The organism is Halobacillus sp. Cin3 (assembly GCF_947311855.1).
In the GTDB taxonomy this organism is placed as follows: Bacteria; Bacillota; Bacilli; order Bacillales; family Halobacillaceae; genus Halobacillus; species Halobacillus kuroshimensis.
In genome coordinates this window covers 33,819-49,361 of sequence record NZ_CAMZMV010000009.1, presented here as the reverse complement: position 1 = coordinate 49,361, position 15,543 = coordinate 33,819, and the positions used below count along the sequence as shown (strand labels likewise).

General features: G+C 49.8%; 14 protein-coding genes, 1 tRNA gene and 1 other annotated feature (1 of these 16 cut by a window edge). Of the genes, 3 read left to right on the top strand and 12 right to left on the bottom strand.

Annotated features, from left to right (window positions below; genetic code table 11):
* Positions 1 to 162: a binding site (T-box leader), on the bottom strand (it extends 59 nt beyond the left edge of the window).
* A 130-nt stretch (positions 163 to 292) separates the two neighbouring features.
* The gene (locus tag QMA39_RS18610) at positions 293 to 1,948 is read right to left on the bottom strand and encodes an L-lactate permease (protein WP_348646635.1); all 1,656 of its coding nucleotides are present in this window, start codon (positions 1,946 to 1,948) and stop codon (positions 293 to 295) included.
* Positions 1,949 to 2,250: 302 nt separating this feature from the next.
* On the opposite strand from QMA39_RS18610, the gene queC reads away from it, so the two are divergent.
* The 3 genes from queC to queE are packed head-to-tail and all read left to right on the top strand — an operon-like array spanning position 2,251 to position 4,104.
* Complete coding sequence (gene queC / locus QMA39_RS18605; protein WP_281659535.1) at positions 2,251 to 2,913, top strand: 7-cyano-7-deazaguanine synthase QueC; 663 nt, start codon at positions 2,251 to 2,253, stop codon at positions 2,911 to 2,913.
* A 2-nt stretch (positions 2,914 to 2,915) separates the two neighbouring features.
* A complete protein-coding gene (gene queD, locus QMA39_RS18600; RefSeq protein ID WP_281659534.1) occupies positions 2,916 to 3,383 on the top strand; it encodes a 6-carboxytetrahydropterin synthase QueD in 468 nt (155 codons plus the stop codon).
* Complete coding sequence (queE, locus tag QMA39_RS18595; protein ID WP_281659541.1) at positions 3,376 to 4,104, top strand: 7-carboxy-7-deazaguanine synthase QueE; 729 nt, start codon at positions 3,376 to 3,378, stop codon at positions 4,102 to 4,104. Before queD ends, queE begins: the two co-directional genes overlap by 8 nt.
* Before the next feature lie 161 nt (positions 4,105 to 4,265).
* Here queE and QMA39_RS18590 read toward each other — a convergent pair whose 3' ends face one another.
* The 11 genes from QMA39_RS18590 to trpE form a co-directional block, all read right to left on the bottom strand.
* Positions 4,266 to 5,219, bottom strand: a complete 954-nt coding sequence (locus tag QMA39_RS18590) for a bile acid:sodium symporter family protein (protein ID WP_281659533.1) — start codon at positions 5,217 to 5,219, stop codon at positions 4,266 to 4,268.
* Between the two features lie 98 nt (positions 5,220 to 5,317).
* Positions 5,318 to 6,577: an OFA family MFS transporter gene (locus QMA39_RS18585; RefSeq protein ID WP_242520374.1), complete on the bottom strand. Its 1,260-nt coding sequence runs from the start codon at positions 6,575 to 6,577 to the stop codon at positions 5,318 to 5,320.
* A gap of 109 nt (positions 6,578 to 6,686) precedes the next feature.
* Positions 6,687 to 6,759: transfer RNA gene (locus QMA39_RS18580), tRNA-Ala, on the bottom strand.
* A 353-nt stretch (positions 6,760 to 7,112) separates the two neighbouring features.
* The gene (locus tag QMA39_RS18575; protein ID WP_160841476.1) at positions 7,113 to 8,525 is read right to left on the bottom strand and encodes a sodium:solute symporter family protein; all 1,413 of its coding nucleotides are present in this window, start codon (positions 8,523 to 8,525) and stop codon (positions 7,113 to 7,115) included.
* A 358-nt stretch (positions 8,526 to 8,883) separates the two neighbouring features.
* Positions 8,884 to 9,465 carry an aminodeoxychorismate/anthranilate synthase component II gene (locus QMA39_RS18570; RefSeq protein ID WP_281659540.1) on the bottom strand — a complete coding sequence of 194 codons (582 nt, stop codon included), beginning with the start codon at positions 9,463 to 9,465 and terminating at the stop codon, positions 8,884 to 8,886.
* A gap of 32 nt (positions 9,466 to 9,497) precedes the next feature.
* Positions 9,498 to 10,301: a tryptophan synthase subunit alpha gene (trpA, locus tag QMA39_RS18565; RefSeq protein ID WP_281659532.1), complete on the bottom strand. Its 804-nt coding sequence runs from the start codon at positions 10,299 to 10,301 to the stop codon at positions 9,498 to 9,500.
* Between the two features lies 1 nt (position 10,302).
* Positions 10,303 to 11,496, bottom strand: a complete 1,194-nt coding sequence (gene trpB, locus QMA39_RS18560; RefSeq protein WP_027956101.1) for a tryptophan synthase subunit beta — start codon at positions 11,494 to 11,496, stop codon at positions 10,303 to 10,305.
* Entirely contained in the window at positions 11,477 to 12,133 is a 657-nt protein-coding gene (locus QMA39_RS18555) for a phosphoribosylanthranilate isomerase (RefSeq protein WP_027956102.1), read from the bottom strand. The genes trpB and QMA39_RS18555 overlap by 20 nt, the downstream gene beginning before the upstream one ends.
* Positions 12,130 to 12,891 (bottom strand): indole-3-glycerol phosphate synthase TrpC, encoded by a 762-nt coding sequence (gene trpC / locus QMA39_RS18550; RefSeq protein WP_281659531.1) that lies wholly within the window; start codon positions 12,889 to 12,891, stop codon positions 12,130 to 12,132. Before trpC ends, QMA39_RS18555 begins: the two co-directional genes overlap by 4 nt.
* Positions 12,884 to 13,906, bottom strand: coding sequence for an anthranilate phosphoribosyltransferase (trpD, locus tag QMA39_RS18545; RefSeq protein WP_027956104.1), 1,023 nt, complete (start codon positions 13,904 to 13,906; stop codon positions 12,884 to 12,886). The genes trpC and trpD overlap by 8 nt, the downstream gene beginning before the upstream one ends.
* Entirely contained in the window at positions 13,903 to 15,408 is a 1,506-nt protein-coding gene (trpE, locus tag QMA39_RS18540; protein ID WP_281659530.1) for an anthranilate synthase component I, read from the bottom strand. Before trpE ends, trpD begins: the two co-directional genes overlap by 4 nt.
* Between the last annotated feature and the right edge of the window lie 135 nt (positions 15,409 to 15,543).

Here is a 15,543-nt window from a genome sequence, read left to right as displayed (position 1 = left end):
AGACCAGCTCAATACTGATAACGGGGGATCCCGGTTCCGGCTACTCGCGTTCACCAAACTTCTCGGAAGTGCGTTTCCCTATGAATGGCCATCAGGCTTCCACCAACCCCGACTCGCTGTAAGACCAGCATCCATACGTACTTTCTTCGTCTTCGAATGTATTTTTATTATTTATTGTTTATAATTATACAAAATATACAGAGGAAGTCAATAAGCAAATCTTAAAAACTTTACTTTTATTCTTTGAAAACGGCCCGCTTTCCGGCGGACCGTTTTCACAACCACACACGAATTAAAAGAGATAAACAGCGGCCATTCCAAGCATCCCCGCCATTGCTACATAGAGGAGCATCGGAATCATCGTCAGGCGTATAATCGTCCCTTCCTCGCCGACGAGGTTTACGACAGAAGCCGCGGCAACGACATTAAGGATACAAACCATATTCCCCGCATTGGAACCGAGCACTTGAAGAGCTGTCACCTGCTGCGGAGCCACTTGGATCTGATCCGCTACGCTGAATTGGAATAAAGAAAACATCATATTGCTGAATGTCGCACTGCCGGATATGAAGGAACCGAGCGCACCAATTACAGGCGCGGCCAGCGGCCAGGCTTCTCCGACAGAAGCAGAAACAATCTCGGCAAGCTCCATCGGCATACTGGCAAGCCCCGCATCGTTCACGCCGGAATTGATGAAGATCCGCACCATCGGAACAGCTGTGCCCAGTGCTACAGCACTCCCAACCATGGTATGCGCAGACGTTTTCAATGTTTCCAGCACTTCCTGTTTTCTCATCCTGTGATAAAAAATAGTGAACAGGACAGCAGCGGCAAAAATCGTTCCGGGCAGATAGAATGGCTGGAAGGATGTCGTAATGCCTGTCCCTAAAATATCGTTCCACGTAACAGATACAGAGGTCAGCCAGCTTTTCAGAGGAAGAACATTCACACGAGTCAGAACGAGCAGGACAGCAACAACGATATAAGGAACCCATGCTTTGTATAAAGGCATTGTTACAGCGTTGGCGCTGATTTCCTCCACCGCTTCATCTTCCTCTCTTTTTCCGAAATCCCATGGTTCATCCGGGAGAAGAAATCCTTTTTTAGCCGCCGGGACGACGACCGCTAAACCGACAAGGCCGCCGATGATGGACGGAAATTCCGGTCCAAGCAGATGAACGACAAGTAAAGCAGGAAGCGTAAAGCTTACCCCGGCGAAAAGGGCAAACTTCCAAATCTGAAGACCTTCTCTTAAGGAGCGGTTTTCACCGAAAAGCTTCGTAAGAATCAATACGAGCACAAGGGGGATAAAACTCCCGATAAACAAGTCCATCAGAACGGCAGATTGAGCGACCTCATATACAAATTGTGTTAACGTCTGACTCCCAAGGGCCTGCTGGACTGGTTCGGCCACCGCTTCTCCCTGTCTCAACCCTTGATCCACTCCTACAATTAACGGTGTCCCTACGGCTCCAAAGGATACTGCACTGCTGTCCGCAATCAAAGCAAGAGAAACTGCAGCGAGTGCCGGAAATCCGAGTGTCAGAAGCAAAGGCGCAGCAATCGCGGCAGGCGTTCCAAATCCGGCCGCTCCTTCAATGAAGGACCCGAACAGCCAGGCAATGATAATCAGCTGGACCCTGCGGTCACTCGTAATCCCGGAAAAACCGGTACGAATCACTCCGAGAGCGCCGCTGTTTTTCAAAGTATTCAAAAGAAGCACCGCGCCAAATACAATCCATAATATAGACACAGCGATCATAATTCCTTCAAGGGACGCCGCAGCTGCCCTGATCAAAGGCACCTTCCAAATGAAGACGGCGGATAAAGCAACGACAAGGAGACTGACCGGCATGGCACGCACCGCCGGAAAACGGAATAAGACCAATAGAATAAAGACGGCAGCCACCGGCATCAGCGCCGTAAGTAATTGAAGAATTGTCATCATACCCACACCCTTACCTCTTGATACTTTTATTATAAAGGAAAAGACTGGGAAAGAGAGTGACTACTTTGTGAAACATTTCACAATATACATCTTTATGAATCTCAGAAATTTCTGTAACCCTGCTTTCAGATGTGATACAATGGCAGGTAGTTTCATAAAATCTGCTGAATAAGCAGGAGAGGTTCTAGCGACACCCTCTATAAAAAACTAAGGATGGAACTGTACCTTGCCTTAGGTGCGGTTTTTTTATGGTTTTGGGTGTGTAGAATTCTCTTTTTCATGATTGAAAGGAGAATTTTTTTATGGAAAAAAATAAGAAAGCCGTCGTCGTGTTCAGCGGCGGACAGGACAGTACGACCTGCCTTTTCTGGGCTTTAGAACAGTTTGATCACGTGGAAGTGGTCACTTTTGACTATAATCAACGTCATAAACAGGAAATCGAAGTGGCAGAGGAGATTGCTGGAGACCTGGGCGTCCGCCAGCACGTCCTCGACATGTCGCTGTTGAATCAGCTTGCACCAAACGCGCTGACCCGGGACGATATCGAAGTGAAGGACGGAGAAGACGGAGAGCTCCCTTCCACGTTCGTACCAGGAAGAAATCTCTTATTCCTATCCTTCGCTACGATTCTCGCCCGTCAGATTGGTGCCAAGCACATTATTACTGGTGTATGCGAAACGGACTTCAGCGGGTATCCCGACTGCCGCGATGTGTTTGTTAAATCGTTGAACGTTTCCCTTAACCTGTCGATGGACGATGAATTCGTAATCCATACCCCGCTCATGTGGCTGGATAAAGCGCAGACGTGGAAAATGGCCGATGACCTGGACGCCTTTTCCTACGTACGCGAAAAAACACTCACCTGCTATAACGGTGTCCGTGGTGACGGATGCGGAGAGTGCCCGGCCTGCCAGCTGCGCAGACAGGGACTTGAAAATTACCTCGGTGAGCGGAAGGAGGCGTAACGATGTACGGATTTACGATTGTGGAAAACCTGCAGAAAATCGATGAAGATATTAAGCGCCATGAGTTGAAATATCACCAGAAGCGGGTGATGGTCAGCAAGGAATTCACCTTTGATGCCGCCCACCACCTCCACTGTTATGAAGGCAAGTGTAAAAACCTGCATGGGCATACGTACAAAGTCATTTTCGGCATCAGCGGCTATACGGATGAGATCGGCCTTGTGATCGACTTCGGTGATATCAAGAAAATCTGGAAGGACGAAATCGAAGTCCACCTCGACCACAGGTACTTGAACGATACACTTCCGCAGATGAATACAACGGCAGAAAACATGGTCGTCTGGATTTATGAAAAAATGCAGAAGTCGCTTCGTTCCTACCCCAATGATTACCGCGTCGAATTTGTAAAGCTGTATGAAACACCGACAAGCTACGCGGAAGCCCGACGGGAGTGGATGAATGATGCATAAGTTCCCTGTGCTCGAAATCTTCGGACCGACCATCCAGGGCGAAGGGATGGTCGTCGGCCGTAAAACGATGTTTGTCCGGACAGCCGGCTGCGATTACAGCTGCGCCTGGTGCGACTCTGCCTTCACGTGGGATGGCAGTGCCAAAGAGGATATCGAACGCCTGACAGCTGATGACATCATCGACAGACTTGTAGAAGCAGGCGGTGACCGCTTCGATCACGTCACCGTCTCCGGCGGAAACCCTGCCCTTTTGAAAAACCTGCATGAGCTTATTGAGCCGCTCCACGAACGCGGCATTGAAGTGGCCCTTGAAACACAGGGAAGTCGCTGGCAGGACTGGTTTGTGGACATCGATGATTTAACCATTTCACCAAAACCGCCGAGCTCGCTGATGACAACAAATTGGGACATATTGGATGACATCATCCATCGGCTGGAGCAAAACAAACGCTCCTCCCACGTAAGTTTGAAAATCGTCATTTTTAACGACGAGGATCTGACGTATGCGGAAACCGTGCATCAGCGGTACCCGGACGTTCCTTTCTTTTTACAGGTCGGCAATGATGACCTTGTAGAAGAGAAGCCGGGGAACCTTGCCTCCCACCTGCTTGACCAGTATGAATGGCTGATCGACAAAGTGACGGCTTCGAAAAACTTGAATCATGTCCGCGTGCTGCCACAGGTACACGCCCTTGTCTGGGGAAACAAACGAGGCGTATAAAACAAGCGTCCGCTATTGAAGCGGGCGCTTTTTTCCGTATTTCTGATGCCGGATATCGGTCAATCAGATCGATATATCGGTCTTTTCTTGAATATAACGATCCATATTAGTGAGATATCAACTTTTTTCCGGATATATCAGCCAAATCTGCATGATATCGATTAACCGGCCTCTTTTACCCGTACAGCCCGCTTTTCGAAAAATTTCCCGGCAAACGAAGCGAGCACCTGCTGAAACAGCATTCCGACGATGACCGGCACAGCGGCCGCTGCAGGAAAGTATGTAATCGCGATAACGGCTCCTCCACTTATGTTGCGCATACCACTGTTGAACGTAAGCGATAGGACACTCTCGTTTTCCAGCTTCGCAAGCTTTGCCGCCCAGAAACCGAGTGTGTAGGCCGCTACTGCGAGAAGGAAGACGGTCAGCGCTGTCGCTGCCAGCTTGCCGTTCATTTCTTTCAAGTAAGGAGCGACCGCTGAACTGTTGATCATCACGACAGAAGCAATGCCAAGTTTGGTTGTGGGAGCCAGGCTCCTCTCCAAACGCTCTGTCCACTCCCTTTTTCCCCACTGGTTCACACACATCCCGGCTATGGACGGGATCACAATCATCCAGAGCAGCCCCATCATAATCGCCAGAGCATCCATTTCCACCGCATTCCCGACAAGCAGTTTCATGACGATCGGAACGATAAATGGAGCAAGCATCGTGTCGACCAGAATAATCGACAGCGTCAGCACGACATTTCCTTTATAGATCGATACCCAGATCAGCGACGTGATCCCGGTTGGAATGACAAAGGATAAAACAAGCCCGATGGTTGTGTTCACATCCCCGCTGAAAAATAACGTTCCTGTTCCAAGGGCAATGACAGGCATGAGAATATGTAAAACGAAGAGACAGATGATTAACCCTAAAGGGTGACGCAGCACCTTTTTCAAATCTGTAAAATTGGAACCAAGACTGCCGGCAAAGGTCATGACAGCAAAGATCAATGGTACAAGAAAAACAAGCGGTTCAAGCCACCTGGCGAAGATCACACCGAAAACGACAGCTGCAGGTGTGATGTAGGGCATCAGCTTCTGCAGCAGCCGGTTCAACCTTTGAATCATCCCGCTCTCCTCCCCTTATCTATCTATATATGAATCCCATTCTACGCCTCCCTCTAAAAAAAGGAAACCCAGAGGATGAGACCCGGGTTTCCTCTCTATTACGCTGTGCGCGATTCTTCCTTCAGCGCTTGGCGTTTCTGTTTTTCGTCACGCTTCGTTAGGATGGAAACGACGAGGGCGATCACAAACAACCCGGCAAAGTAGATCAAGCTGTTCTCATAACTGCCTGTCGTATCCTTCATCCATGCTGCAAACACAGGACCGGCAAGTCCCGCAGCTGCCCACGCGGTCAAAATATACCCGTGAATGGCGCCAAGCTCCTTCGTTCCGAACAAGTCGCCGATAAAGGCCGGCATCGCTGCAAATCCTCCACCGTAACAGGTGTAAATGACCGAAAACGCCACGACGAACACCCATGTAATGGATGTATAAGGCACAATCAGGAAAAGACCAATCTGCAGAACGAAAAATGCTAAGTACGTATTTCCGCGGCCGATATAGTCCGACGCACTCGCCCAGCCGATCCGACCGAGACCGTTAAAGATCCCCATCACGCCCACAAGTGTCGCTGCTGTCCCAGCCGCTACACCGACACTTTCCTCAAGCAGCGGCTTGGCGGCGGAGATGACGGCGATCCCGCACGTCACATTAATGAAGAGCATCACCCATAAGTAATAAAAACGCTTCGTCTTGACCGCTTCCTTCGCCCGCATATTGGCGAGGTCCTGTTTATCCGAAGACTCCTGTTCCTCCGGGTCGTAGCCTTCCGGAACCCAGTCCTCCGGCGGACGGGACAGATACAGGGAAGAACCAATCATAACGACAAAATAAGAGATACCTAGAATGTAGAAGGTTGCGGCAATGCCTGTTTGATTGATAAAAAAGTTCATCAGCGGACTGGCAATCGCAGCGGCGAAGCCAAAGCCCATAATCGCCATGCCGGTCGCCAGTCCACGACGGTCCGGGAACCATTTAACAAGCGTGGATACCGGTGCGATATAGCCCACTCCAAGACCGATCCCACCAAGAACCCCATAAAAAAAGTACAGCAGCCAGAGCGATCCGGCCTGTACCGCAATCCCTGAACCTGCGACACCGATTCCGAAGAAAATCGCTGCCGTTATACCGGCCACCCGCGGACCGTATTTTTCTACAAACCAGCCAAGAAAAGCAGCAGATAAACCTAAAAATAAGATTGCGACACTGAACGTAAACTGCACCTGGCTGGCCGACCAGCCGAATTCTTCACTCAACGGCCCCGTAAAGTTACTCCACGCATACACCGATCCGATGGAAATATGGATGCCGACGGCACATAAAGCGATGAGCCATCTGTTTTTCACTTTCCTTTTCCCCATGCTGTCACCCCAATTTGTTAGATTAAAGGTCTTTTTCCTAAATTCTACATATTCAAACAAAAAAACCCTTCTTACTACTGTAAGAAGGGTTTTAATCGTACTGTATAAGTGGAGCATAGCGGGCTCGAACCGCTGACCTCTACACTGCCAGTGTAGCGCTCTCCCAGCTGAGCTAATGCCCCGTATTTAATGAAGACAAGTATGATAATAGCATGTCCGTATTTCTTTATCAATACTTTTTGACAAAAAAATTCAAAAAAGACCTTCTGATTAAGATCAGAAGGTCTTTCCGTTCGCATATAGTGTATCGTTGTCACGAGGAGCGTTCGGTGGTGACGCCTGCGGGAACAGCGCGAGCCGAAGATCCACTTGGGCAGGTGATCTTCCTGCCTAAGTTATCTGAGGCCGTGCCCGCGGCAAGCATCCACCGATAAGCGGAACGTGACCACGTGAGCTACGAAAAGCTATACTGGGAGACATGTTCTTTTTCTACAGCATGAAGACCTTCTGATTACAATCAGAAGGTCTTCTAGAATTAGGATGCACGCACGTCTGCGGCAGCCTCTCCTTTATTAGACGTTACAAGGGTAACGATAATGAGGACGAGAACGGCTACAGGGACCGCGATGACAACACTATTGACGTCAAACGGCTTCTGCAGGACGATCTCCCATACAAGCGTTGTGACAACACCAGCAACCATGGAAGATACACCACCTGCTGCGTTTACGCGTTTCCAGAAGAAAACGGCGAGAACGGCCGGCGTCAATCCGGCACCGTACACGGTATAAGCGTACATCTGCACACTCAGCACGGTTGGGAAATAACTGATGATAATATAAGCAAACAATCCAAGGGCTGCGATAAAGATCCGCGTCATCGTGAGCAGCTTTTTATCGGAAGCATCTTTATTTACATACTTGCCATACAAGTCGTAGGTTAAGTTGGTCGCTGCCGACAAAAGATACGAGTTTCCGGTCGTAATGATAAAGGACGCGGCAGCTGCCAGCAGGACTCCGCCGATAGCCATAGGCATAGCTACGGTTGTAGCCATAAGGGCCATTCCAGGATCAATGTCCGGGAATAAGGAACGGGAGGCAAAGGCGATGATAGAAATGGACGGCGAAATGATCAGCATCGCAATCAACCAGCCGATTTGAGCTCGTTTGGCTGACTTGTCCCCTTTGGATGAGGCAAGCCGCTGGTACATGTTCTGGTCACCAAGCAGAAGGAATAACGAAGGCAGCAGATAACCGATCATCTGCACGGTCGTCAATCCGCCTGTCGAGGTCATGTGGCTTTCCGGAACATTGGCGACGATTTCACTCCACCCGCCGGCAACCATGATGATCGTAGGAACGGTCACAATCAGACCACCCACCATCAAGAAACCACTGATGGCATCTGTTTGGGAAACGGAGCGAAGTCCACCGATCATCGCAAGGAAAATGATCATGCCTGCACCGATGATTGTTCCTGCCTGAACGGTCATCCCTGTCGTCAAGTTCAAGATAAAGCCAAAGCCTTTCATCTGATAAGATACAATTCCTACATAAGCTAGAATGATAATGACACTCGCAAGGTTTCGGGACGTTCGTCCGTATTTCGCTTCCAAAATTCCTGACACGGTAAATTTCCCGTAGGCACGGATTTTAGGAGCTACGACATAAAGAATAATAATTCCGACCAACGTTGGGAGCATCATCATCAAGGAAGGCAGAATACCGTAAGAGAACGCCATCGACGTCTCCCCACCGGAAATACTTCCACTTCCTGTCCACGTAGCGAGAAGGGTTCCCATAAGAACAAAAGGTCCCAGACTTTTACCGGCAAGGACAAAGTCCTCACTTCCGGATACTTTCTTCGACATGAATACACCGATGCCGATCATTACAATCCCATAGATAGCAATAAACCATAGTAAAGTTGGATCTTGTTGCAATTCCATACTGACTGAATCATCTCCTGATGTTTTTTTACTGCTGGATTTCCTAGAGCATATGAATACCTATCCACCGGCCGGTGACTGCCCGTCTAACACAACACTTTATAACCTAACACAGTTTCAGCATTTGTGAAAACGCATTACCCCTTGGGAAAAAAGCGTTAATTCCAGGCGTTTCGGCGCTTGTTTCATCTTTCACAATCTTCGATAAGCGGGTTAAGGACACCATCTCAAAAAGTTGTCTTTTTGTTATGAAAGTTCAGTTAAAAAAGAAAAAGAGCGACAGAATTTTGTAGTAAAATTAGTTCTATAGTCCCAAATAAAAAGCCGGTATGAATGGGCATACCGGCTTTCCTCTTTATTATAATAAAGCTTTCATCCGCTGTTCGATGACATTTTTAAGAAGCTGCATGCCATCATTCGTCCCGATGGATTCGGGATGGAACTGCACGCCTTCCACAGGATATTCCAGATGGCGGATCCCCATGATTTCTCCTTCAACGGTGGTGGAGCTGATTTCGAAACAATCAGGAAGGGAATCCAGTTCGACAATCAGGGAGTGATAACGCATCGCTTCCATTGGATTATTCAATCCCTCATAAATGCCCCGCCCGTCGTGAAAGACGCGGGAGGACTTGCCGTGCATCAGGCGTTCCGCCCGGATGACATTTCCACCGAATACCTGGGCAATCGACTGATGGCCCAGGCAGACGCCGAAGATCGGTGTCTTCGCCTTGAAATGGTCGATCACTTCAAGGGTGACCCCCGTCTCATCAGGCGAGCACGGCCCGGGTGACAGGAATATCAACTCTGGATCCAGCTCTTCTATTTCTTCTATCGATGCTTCATCATTTCTGCGGACGACAACCTCTTTGCCGAGCTCCCCCAGGTACTGGACGAGATTGTACGTAAATGAATCATAGTGGTCGATCATATAAATCACTCTGCTCATCTCCTCTCTGCTCAATCTGCATCTCAATCTCTGACGAGTTCCTGAATGCCTTTCGTAAAGCTCTCCAGGGCTTCTTCCTTCTGCCCTTTTTCTATAACATCAAGCTCCGCTTCGATAAGCCGGATAATCTTACTGCCGATAATGACACCGTCGGCATGTTCACGAACAAGCTTCACGTCCTCATTCGTAGAAATTCCAAATCCGACCGCCACAGGGACCTGGCTGTGCTCCTTCACTTTTTTAATGAAGGTTAACGCTTCTGCGGACATTCCGCTGCTTCCGCCGGTCACACCAAGGGAGGACACACAATACAGGAAGCCGCGGGCATGTTCTGCGATCTGCTGGATACGTGTATCTGAATTCGGCGCGACGAGGGAAATGAATTCGACATCCTTCTCAACAGCCATATTCCGCACTTCTTCACTCTCTTCAAAAGGAAGGTCCGGAATCAAAACGCCTTCCACGCTGTTTTCTTCAAGCAGGTTGAAGAAGTCCTGATGGCCGATCTGCAGCACAGGGTTGTAGTACGTGAAGATTACAACAGGAATCTCCACTCCGTGTTTCCGGAGTTCCGGAACAAGCTGGATCGCTTTTCTCAGAGACATGCCGGCGTTCAACGCCCGTTTGGCCGCCCGCTGGATCGTCGGCCCGTCAGCAAGCGGGTCGGAGTAAGGAACACCGAGTTCCAGAACGTCCGCTCCCTGCTCCTGCAGCCTCAGCGCAAATTCAATCGTATATTCCGGAGAAGGGTCTCCTGCTACGACGAACGGGATGAACAAGTTTTCGGTTTTGTTAAGCTTCCCTTGAAACGATGTTTTCGTCAGCATGTTAAACCTCCTCCTGGAAATGTTCCATCAGTGTGGCCATGTCCTTATCCCCGCGTCCGGACAGGTTGATGAGAATCGTCTCATCCGCTTCCATGCTTCCGGCTTCCTTGAAAGCCTGAGCAAGAGCGTGGGCACTTTCAATGGCCGGGATAATGCCTTCTGTCTGCGTGAGAAGCTTCAGAGCGTCCAAAGCCTCCTGATCTGTCACAGCTTCATAGCGGACCTGCTTTGTCTGGAAAAGGTGTGCATGTTCAGGTCCGATACCCGGATAGTCAAGGCCTGCAGAGATGGAATACGGTTCGGTAATCTGTCCGTTATCATCCTGCATCAAGTATGTCAGCGATCCATGAATGACGCCTGGTGTCCCTTTGGAAAGAGTCGCTGCATGTTCCGGTGTATCGATGCCTTTTCCTGCTGCCTCCACCCCGACAAGGGCACTGTCGTCCTGGAGGAATGGGTAGAACATGCCCATTGCATTACTTCCACCGCCGACACAGGCGTAAATGCGGTCCGGAAGATTTTCTTCCACCTCAAGAAACTGCCGTCTTGATTCGTCTCCGATGATGCGTTGGAAATCGCGGACCATCCGAGGATACGGGTGCGGCCCGACGACAGAACCAATCAGGTAGAAGTGATCTTCACAATTGGCTACCCAGTAGCGGATGGCTTCGTTCGTTGCATCCTTCAGTGTTCCGTTCCCACTGGAAACAGATACAACTTCAGCACCGAGAAGCTTCATGCGGAATACGTTCAGCTCCTGCCTGCGGATATCCTCCTCACCCATAAACACGATACATTCCAGACCGAATTTGGCTGCGACAGTGGCAGAAGCGACACCGTGCTGGCCGGCTCCGGTTTCAGCGATGATCTTTTCCTTGCCCATCCGCTTAGCCAGAAGAGCCTGTCCGATTGCATTGTTCAGTTTGTGGGCGCCTGTATGGTTCAAATCCTCACGCTTCAAATAGATCTTCGCTCCGCCGAGATGCTCAGAGATTTTATCGGCATACGTCAGGGAAGTCGGACGCCCTGCGTATTCTTTGAGCACATGATGGTATTCATTTTGGAATTCAGGATCCGCCATAGCTTCGTCCAGAGCTTCTTCAAGCTCCTGGAGCGGGCCCATCAACGTTTCCGGTACGTATTTGCCCCCGAAGTCACCGAATCGGCCTTTAATATCAGGAAATGCTTGCAACATTTGCTTCCACCTCTTTCATAATCGCTTGTATGTTACCAATGTCTTTTTTATTTTCTCGTTCAATCCCGCTGGAAATATCGATGCCTTCCGGCTGATAATTCAACAGTTCTCCAACGTTTTGGGGCTTGATGCCTCCAGCGATCAGACAGGGCACTCCCTGGTCAAAAGCGGCATCCCTGTAGGCAGGGACCGCTTCCCAGTCAAATCGGACACCTGTGCCTCCGGATGCCCCCTCGACTTTACTGTCCACGATAAAACCGTCAGCTACACCTTTAAACACATCCATCTGTTCAAGACCTCCATCCTGATGATGGATGACCTTCCAGACAGGAAGACCAAAAGCCTCTTTGATCTGCAGCAGCTGGGAAACGGTCTCGTTCCCGTGCAGCTGAATGACATCCAGCGGCACGAAATGGAGAATTTCCTCCAATTCATCTATTGTGGGGTCAATGAACACCCCGACGAGCTTCTGTCGCGGACGGATTTTCTGAATCCAGCGACCTACACGCTCAGGGCGCACATAGCGCTTCGTCCGCTTCACAAAAATGAAGCCGAGATGAGAGGCTTTGGAGGAAGCCGTTTTCGCTGTGTCAGAAAGCGACTGGTTGCCGCACAATTTCACAATAGGCTCCCTCACCGGACCTCCACTCCTTCAAGTAGTGTATGCACTGCTTTTTTGATGTCATCCTGCCTCATCAGAGATTCTCCAACAAGGACACCCTTCGCCCCATACCCGGCGGCTTGTTGAACATCTTCGTTTGTGAAAATGCCGCTTTCCGAAACGAGCAGTGATTCCTCCGGCGCCAGAGCCGCCATCCGCTGAGTCTGCTTCAAGGATGTCTCAAACGTATGCAGGTTGCGGTTGTTGATGCCCAGGATTTTCGGTGTGAACTGGTTCAGTACTTTTTCAAGGGTCTCTTCACTGTGCACTTCCACAAGCACTTCCATCCCCAGCTCATAGGCCTGGTTATAAAGCTCGTGAAGCTTCTCCGCTTCCAGCGCCTCGCCGATCAGAAGGATGGCATCGGCACCAATATACGCACTTTCGACGACCTGAGCGGAATCGATGATAAAATCCTTTCTCATGACAGGAATGTCCACGACCTGCTTGATCTGTGTCAAATAATCGCGATGCCCCTGGAAAAAGTGCTGATCAGTCAAAACAGATATGGCATGGGCGCCTGCTTCGGCGTAATCATGCGCAATACGGACAGGATTGAAGTCCTCACGGATGATTCCCTTGGAAGGAGAAGCCTTCTTCACTTCGGCAATCAGTCCGGATGGATCAGCCCCGTTCAACGCTTCATATAAGGAATGCCTTGGGAAGGACTGTTCCTCAGGCAGGTACATTTTTTCAATTTCCTGATGTTTAACGGCTAAGATGGTTTCAAGCATACTGGCGATTCTCCCTTTCTGACGCAATAGATTCATAGTACTCTTTGGTCCTGCCGGATTGAATGGCCTGCCGGACCTGCATAACACCGTCTTCCAGCGTTTCAGCTCTACCAGCCACATAAAGCCCTGCAGCGGCGTTCAACGTCACAATCGATGCGGCTGTCTCTCCTGCCCGGTTATACAGGACATCTTTAATGATGGCGGCACTTTCCTCGGTTTCTGTAATTTGAATGTCTTCAATGTTTCCTCTGGCCATACCGAAGTCTTCCGGTTTGACTGTAAAGCGGCGGATGTTCCCGCTCTTCATTTCCACAAGATCGGTTTCACCGGTAATTGTAATTTCGTCCAGACCGTCACGGCCGGTGGCGAGCAGGACGTGTTCGGAACCCAGCTTATAAAGGGTTTCAGCCATTTTCTCGGCATACGCTGTGTCATAGATTCCGATCAACTGACGTCTCGCATTGGCCGGATTGGACATTGGTCCAAGCAGATTGAACACCGTACGGAACCCAAGCTCCTGACGGGCAGGACCCGCGTGCTTCATAGCCTGATGATAGAGAGGAGCAAACATGAAGGTCATCCCCTTTTCCTCGAGGGCTTTTGCCCCCTGCTCCGGTGTCGTATCAATCGGAACACCGAGAGATTCCAGAACATCGGCGCTTCCACTTTTCGAGGAAACTTTCCGATTGCCATGCTTGGCGACCTTTACGCCCATACTGGCAAGAACGAGCGATACCGCCGTTGAAATGTTAAAGGTGGACGCACCATCGCCGCCGGTCCCGCACGTATCTACGATGGAAGCATCGTCTACGTCCATCTTTGTCATGTTCTCACGCATGGCGCGGACGAACCCTGTCATCTCCTCGACGGTTTCCCCGCGGTAGCTCATGACACTCAGCATACTCATCAACTGTCCGGTTGTGGCTCCTCCATTCATGATTGTGTTCATCGTTTCAAAGGCTTCCTGCTCGCTCATGGACTCTCCGGCTACAACCCGGCTCAACGTTTGTTTCATCTCGTCTCCACTCCTTCTCGGCTCGAAAATACCTGCTCTGCTAACTCGATCGTTCTCTTCAAGGCACTGGCTTTGTTCAGTGTTTCCTGATATTCAGCCTCAGGATCGGAATCGGCAACCACACCGGCTCCGGCCTGAATATATAAATTTTTATTCGTTAAAGTCATTGTACGGATAGTAATGCAGGAATCGATATTCCCATCAAAGCCAAGATAAAGGATGCCGCCGCCGTAAAGATTACGCGGTGTAGGCTCCAGTTCACGAAGGATCTGCATGGCCCTGACCTTCGGTGCTCCGGATAACGTTCCGGCCGGGAAGGAGGAAATAAGGGCATCGATGGGGGAAACCCCTTCCTTCAACTGCCCCGTCACCTTACTGATGATATGCATCACCTTCGAGAAACGCCCGATCGTCATATACTCACGAACTTCCACGCTTCCGAATTCAGCGACACGGCCGATATCGTTTCTGGCAAGATCGACAAGCATCCGGTGCTCGGCCAGTTCTTTTTCATCTGCAAGGAGTTCCTCTGCCAGCTGGTCATCCTCCTCCTGGGTCTGTCCGCGCCTGCGTGTTCCGGCAATGGGATGGATTTCAAGCTGTCCGTTCTGTACTTCCAGCAGCCGCTCCGGCGAACTTCCGATCACTTCGACATCCTCCATATTCAAGTAGAACATATAAGGAGATGGGTTCACTTTTCGAAGCACCCGGTAAAGCTCGAAGCCTGTACGGTCTGTAATGGTGTGGAAACGCTGGGATAAAACAGCCTGGAAAACGTCGCCGGCGCGGATGTACTCTTTGATCGTTTCCACATCCTGCTTGAATTTTTCCGGCTCATAGTTGCTGAAAAGGACGAGTTCCTGCTCCTCTCCCGATTCTTCACCAAGCATCAAATCTTCCAAATCACTGCCTTTTCTCAAACGGCTTGTAATCTCTTTGATGCGTGCCTTCGTCGTATCATAAACTTCCCGGGAGGATGATGGATCGTCGACCCTTCCTAATGAAAGAATCGTCGTTTCTTTCGTTTTATGATGATAAGCGATCAAGGTCTGGCAGAACAGCAGATGGTAGCGGGCAAGATTCAAATCGTCCTGTTCTGCTGGTTCCACCGGCTCAAAATCTGAAATGGCATCATAGCTGATGTAACCGACACCGCCTCCTTTAAATGGAAGATCGATATCCGGCTGCTTCACCTCCAGATCGCGCACTACTTTTTCATAAGCGGCTTTGAAGGTCTCTTCGTATTCTTTTGTCTGAAGACTGTAATCTTCAATAAGAAACCGGCCGCTCTTCTCTTTCACCTGGATCATGGGATCGAGTCCAATGAATGAAAAATTCGACCACGGGGATTCCGGGTCCTGGCTTTCAAGCATAAAGACAGCTTCATCTTTCAATGCATGAAACATATGAATGGGTGTAATCGTATCTGTAAAAAAGGATTGACTGATGGGAATCGTGCGGTACGCTTCCGCATCGGTTTGAAATGTTTCGTAAGTGGTCATTCGCTCACCTCTCCATAAAGGGTTTATGGAGAACGAGACGTTGAGGAATGAAAAAATGAGTGGATGAAATAAAGGGGTTCGGCCAGGCAACCAACCAGCTCCGTACGTCCAGCGGTTCCTCGCTCTTACTCGGCT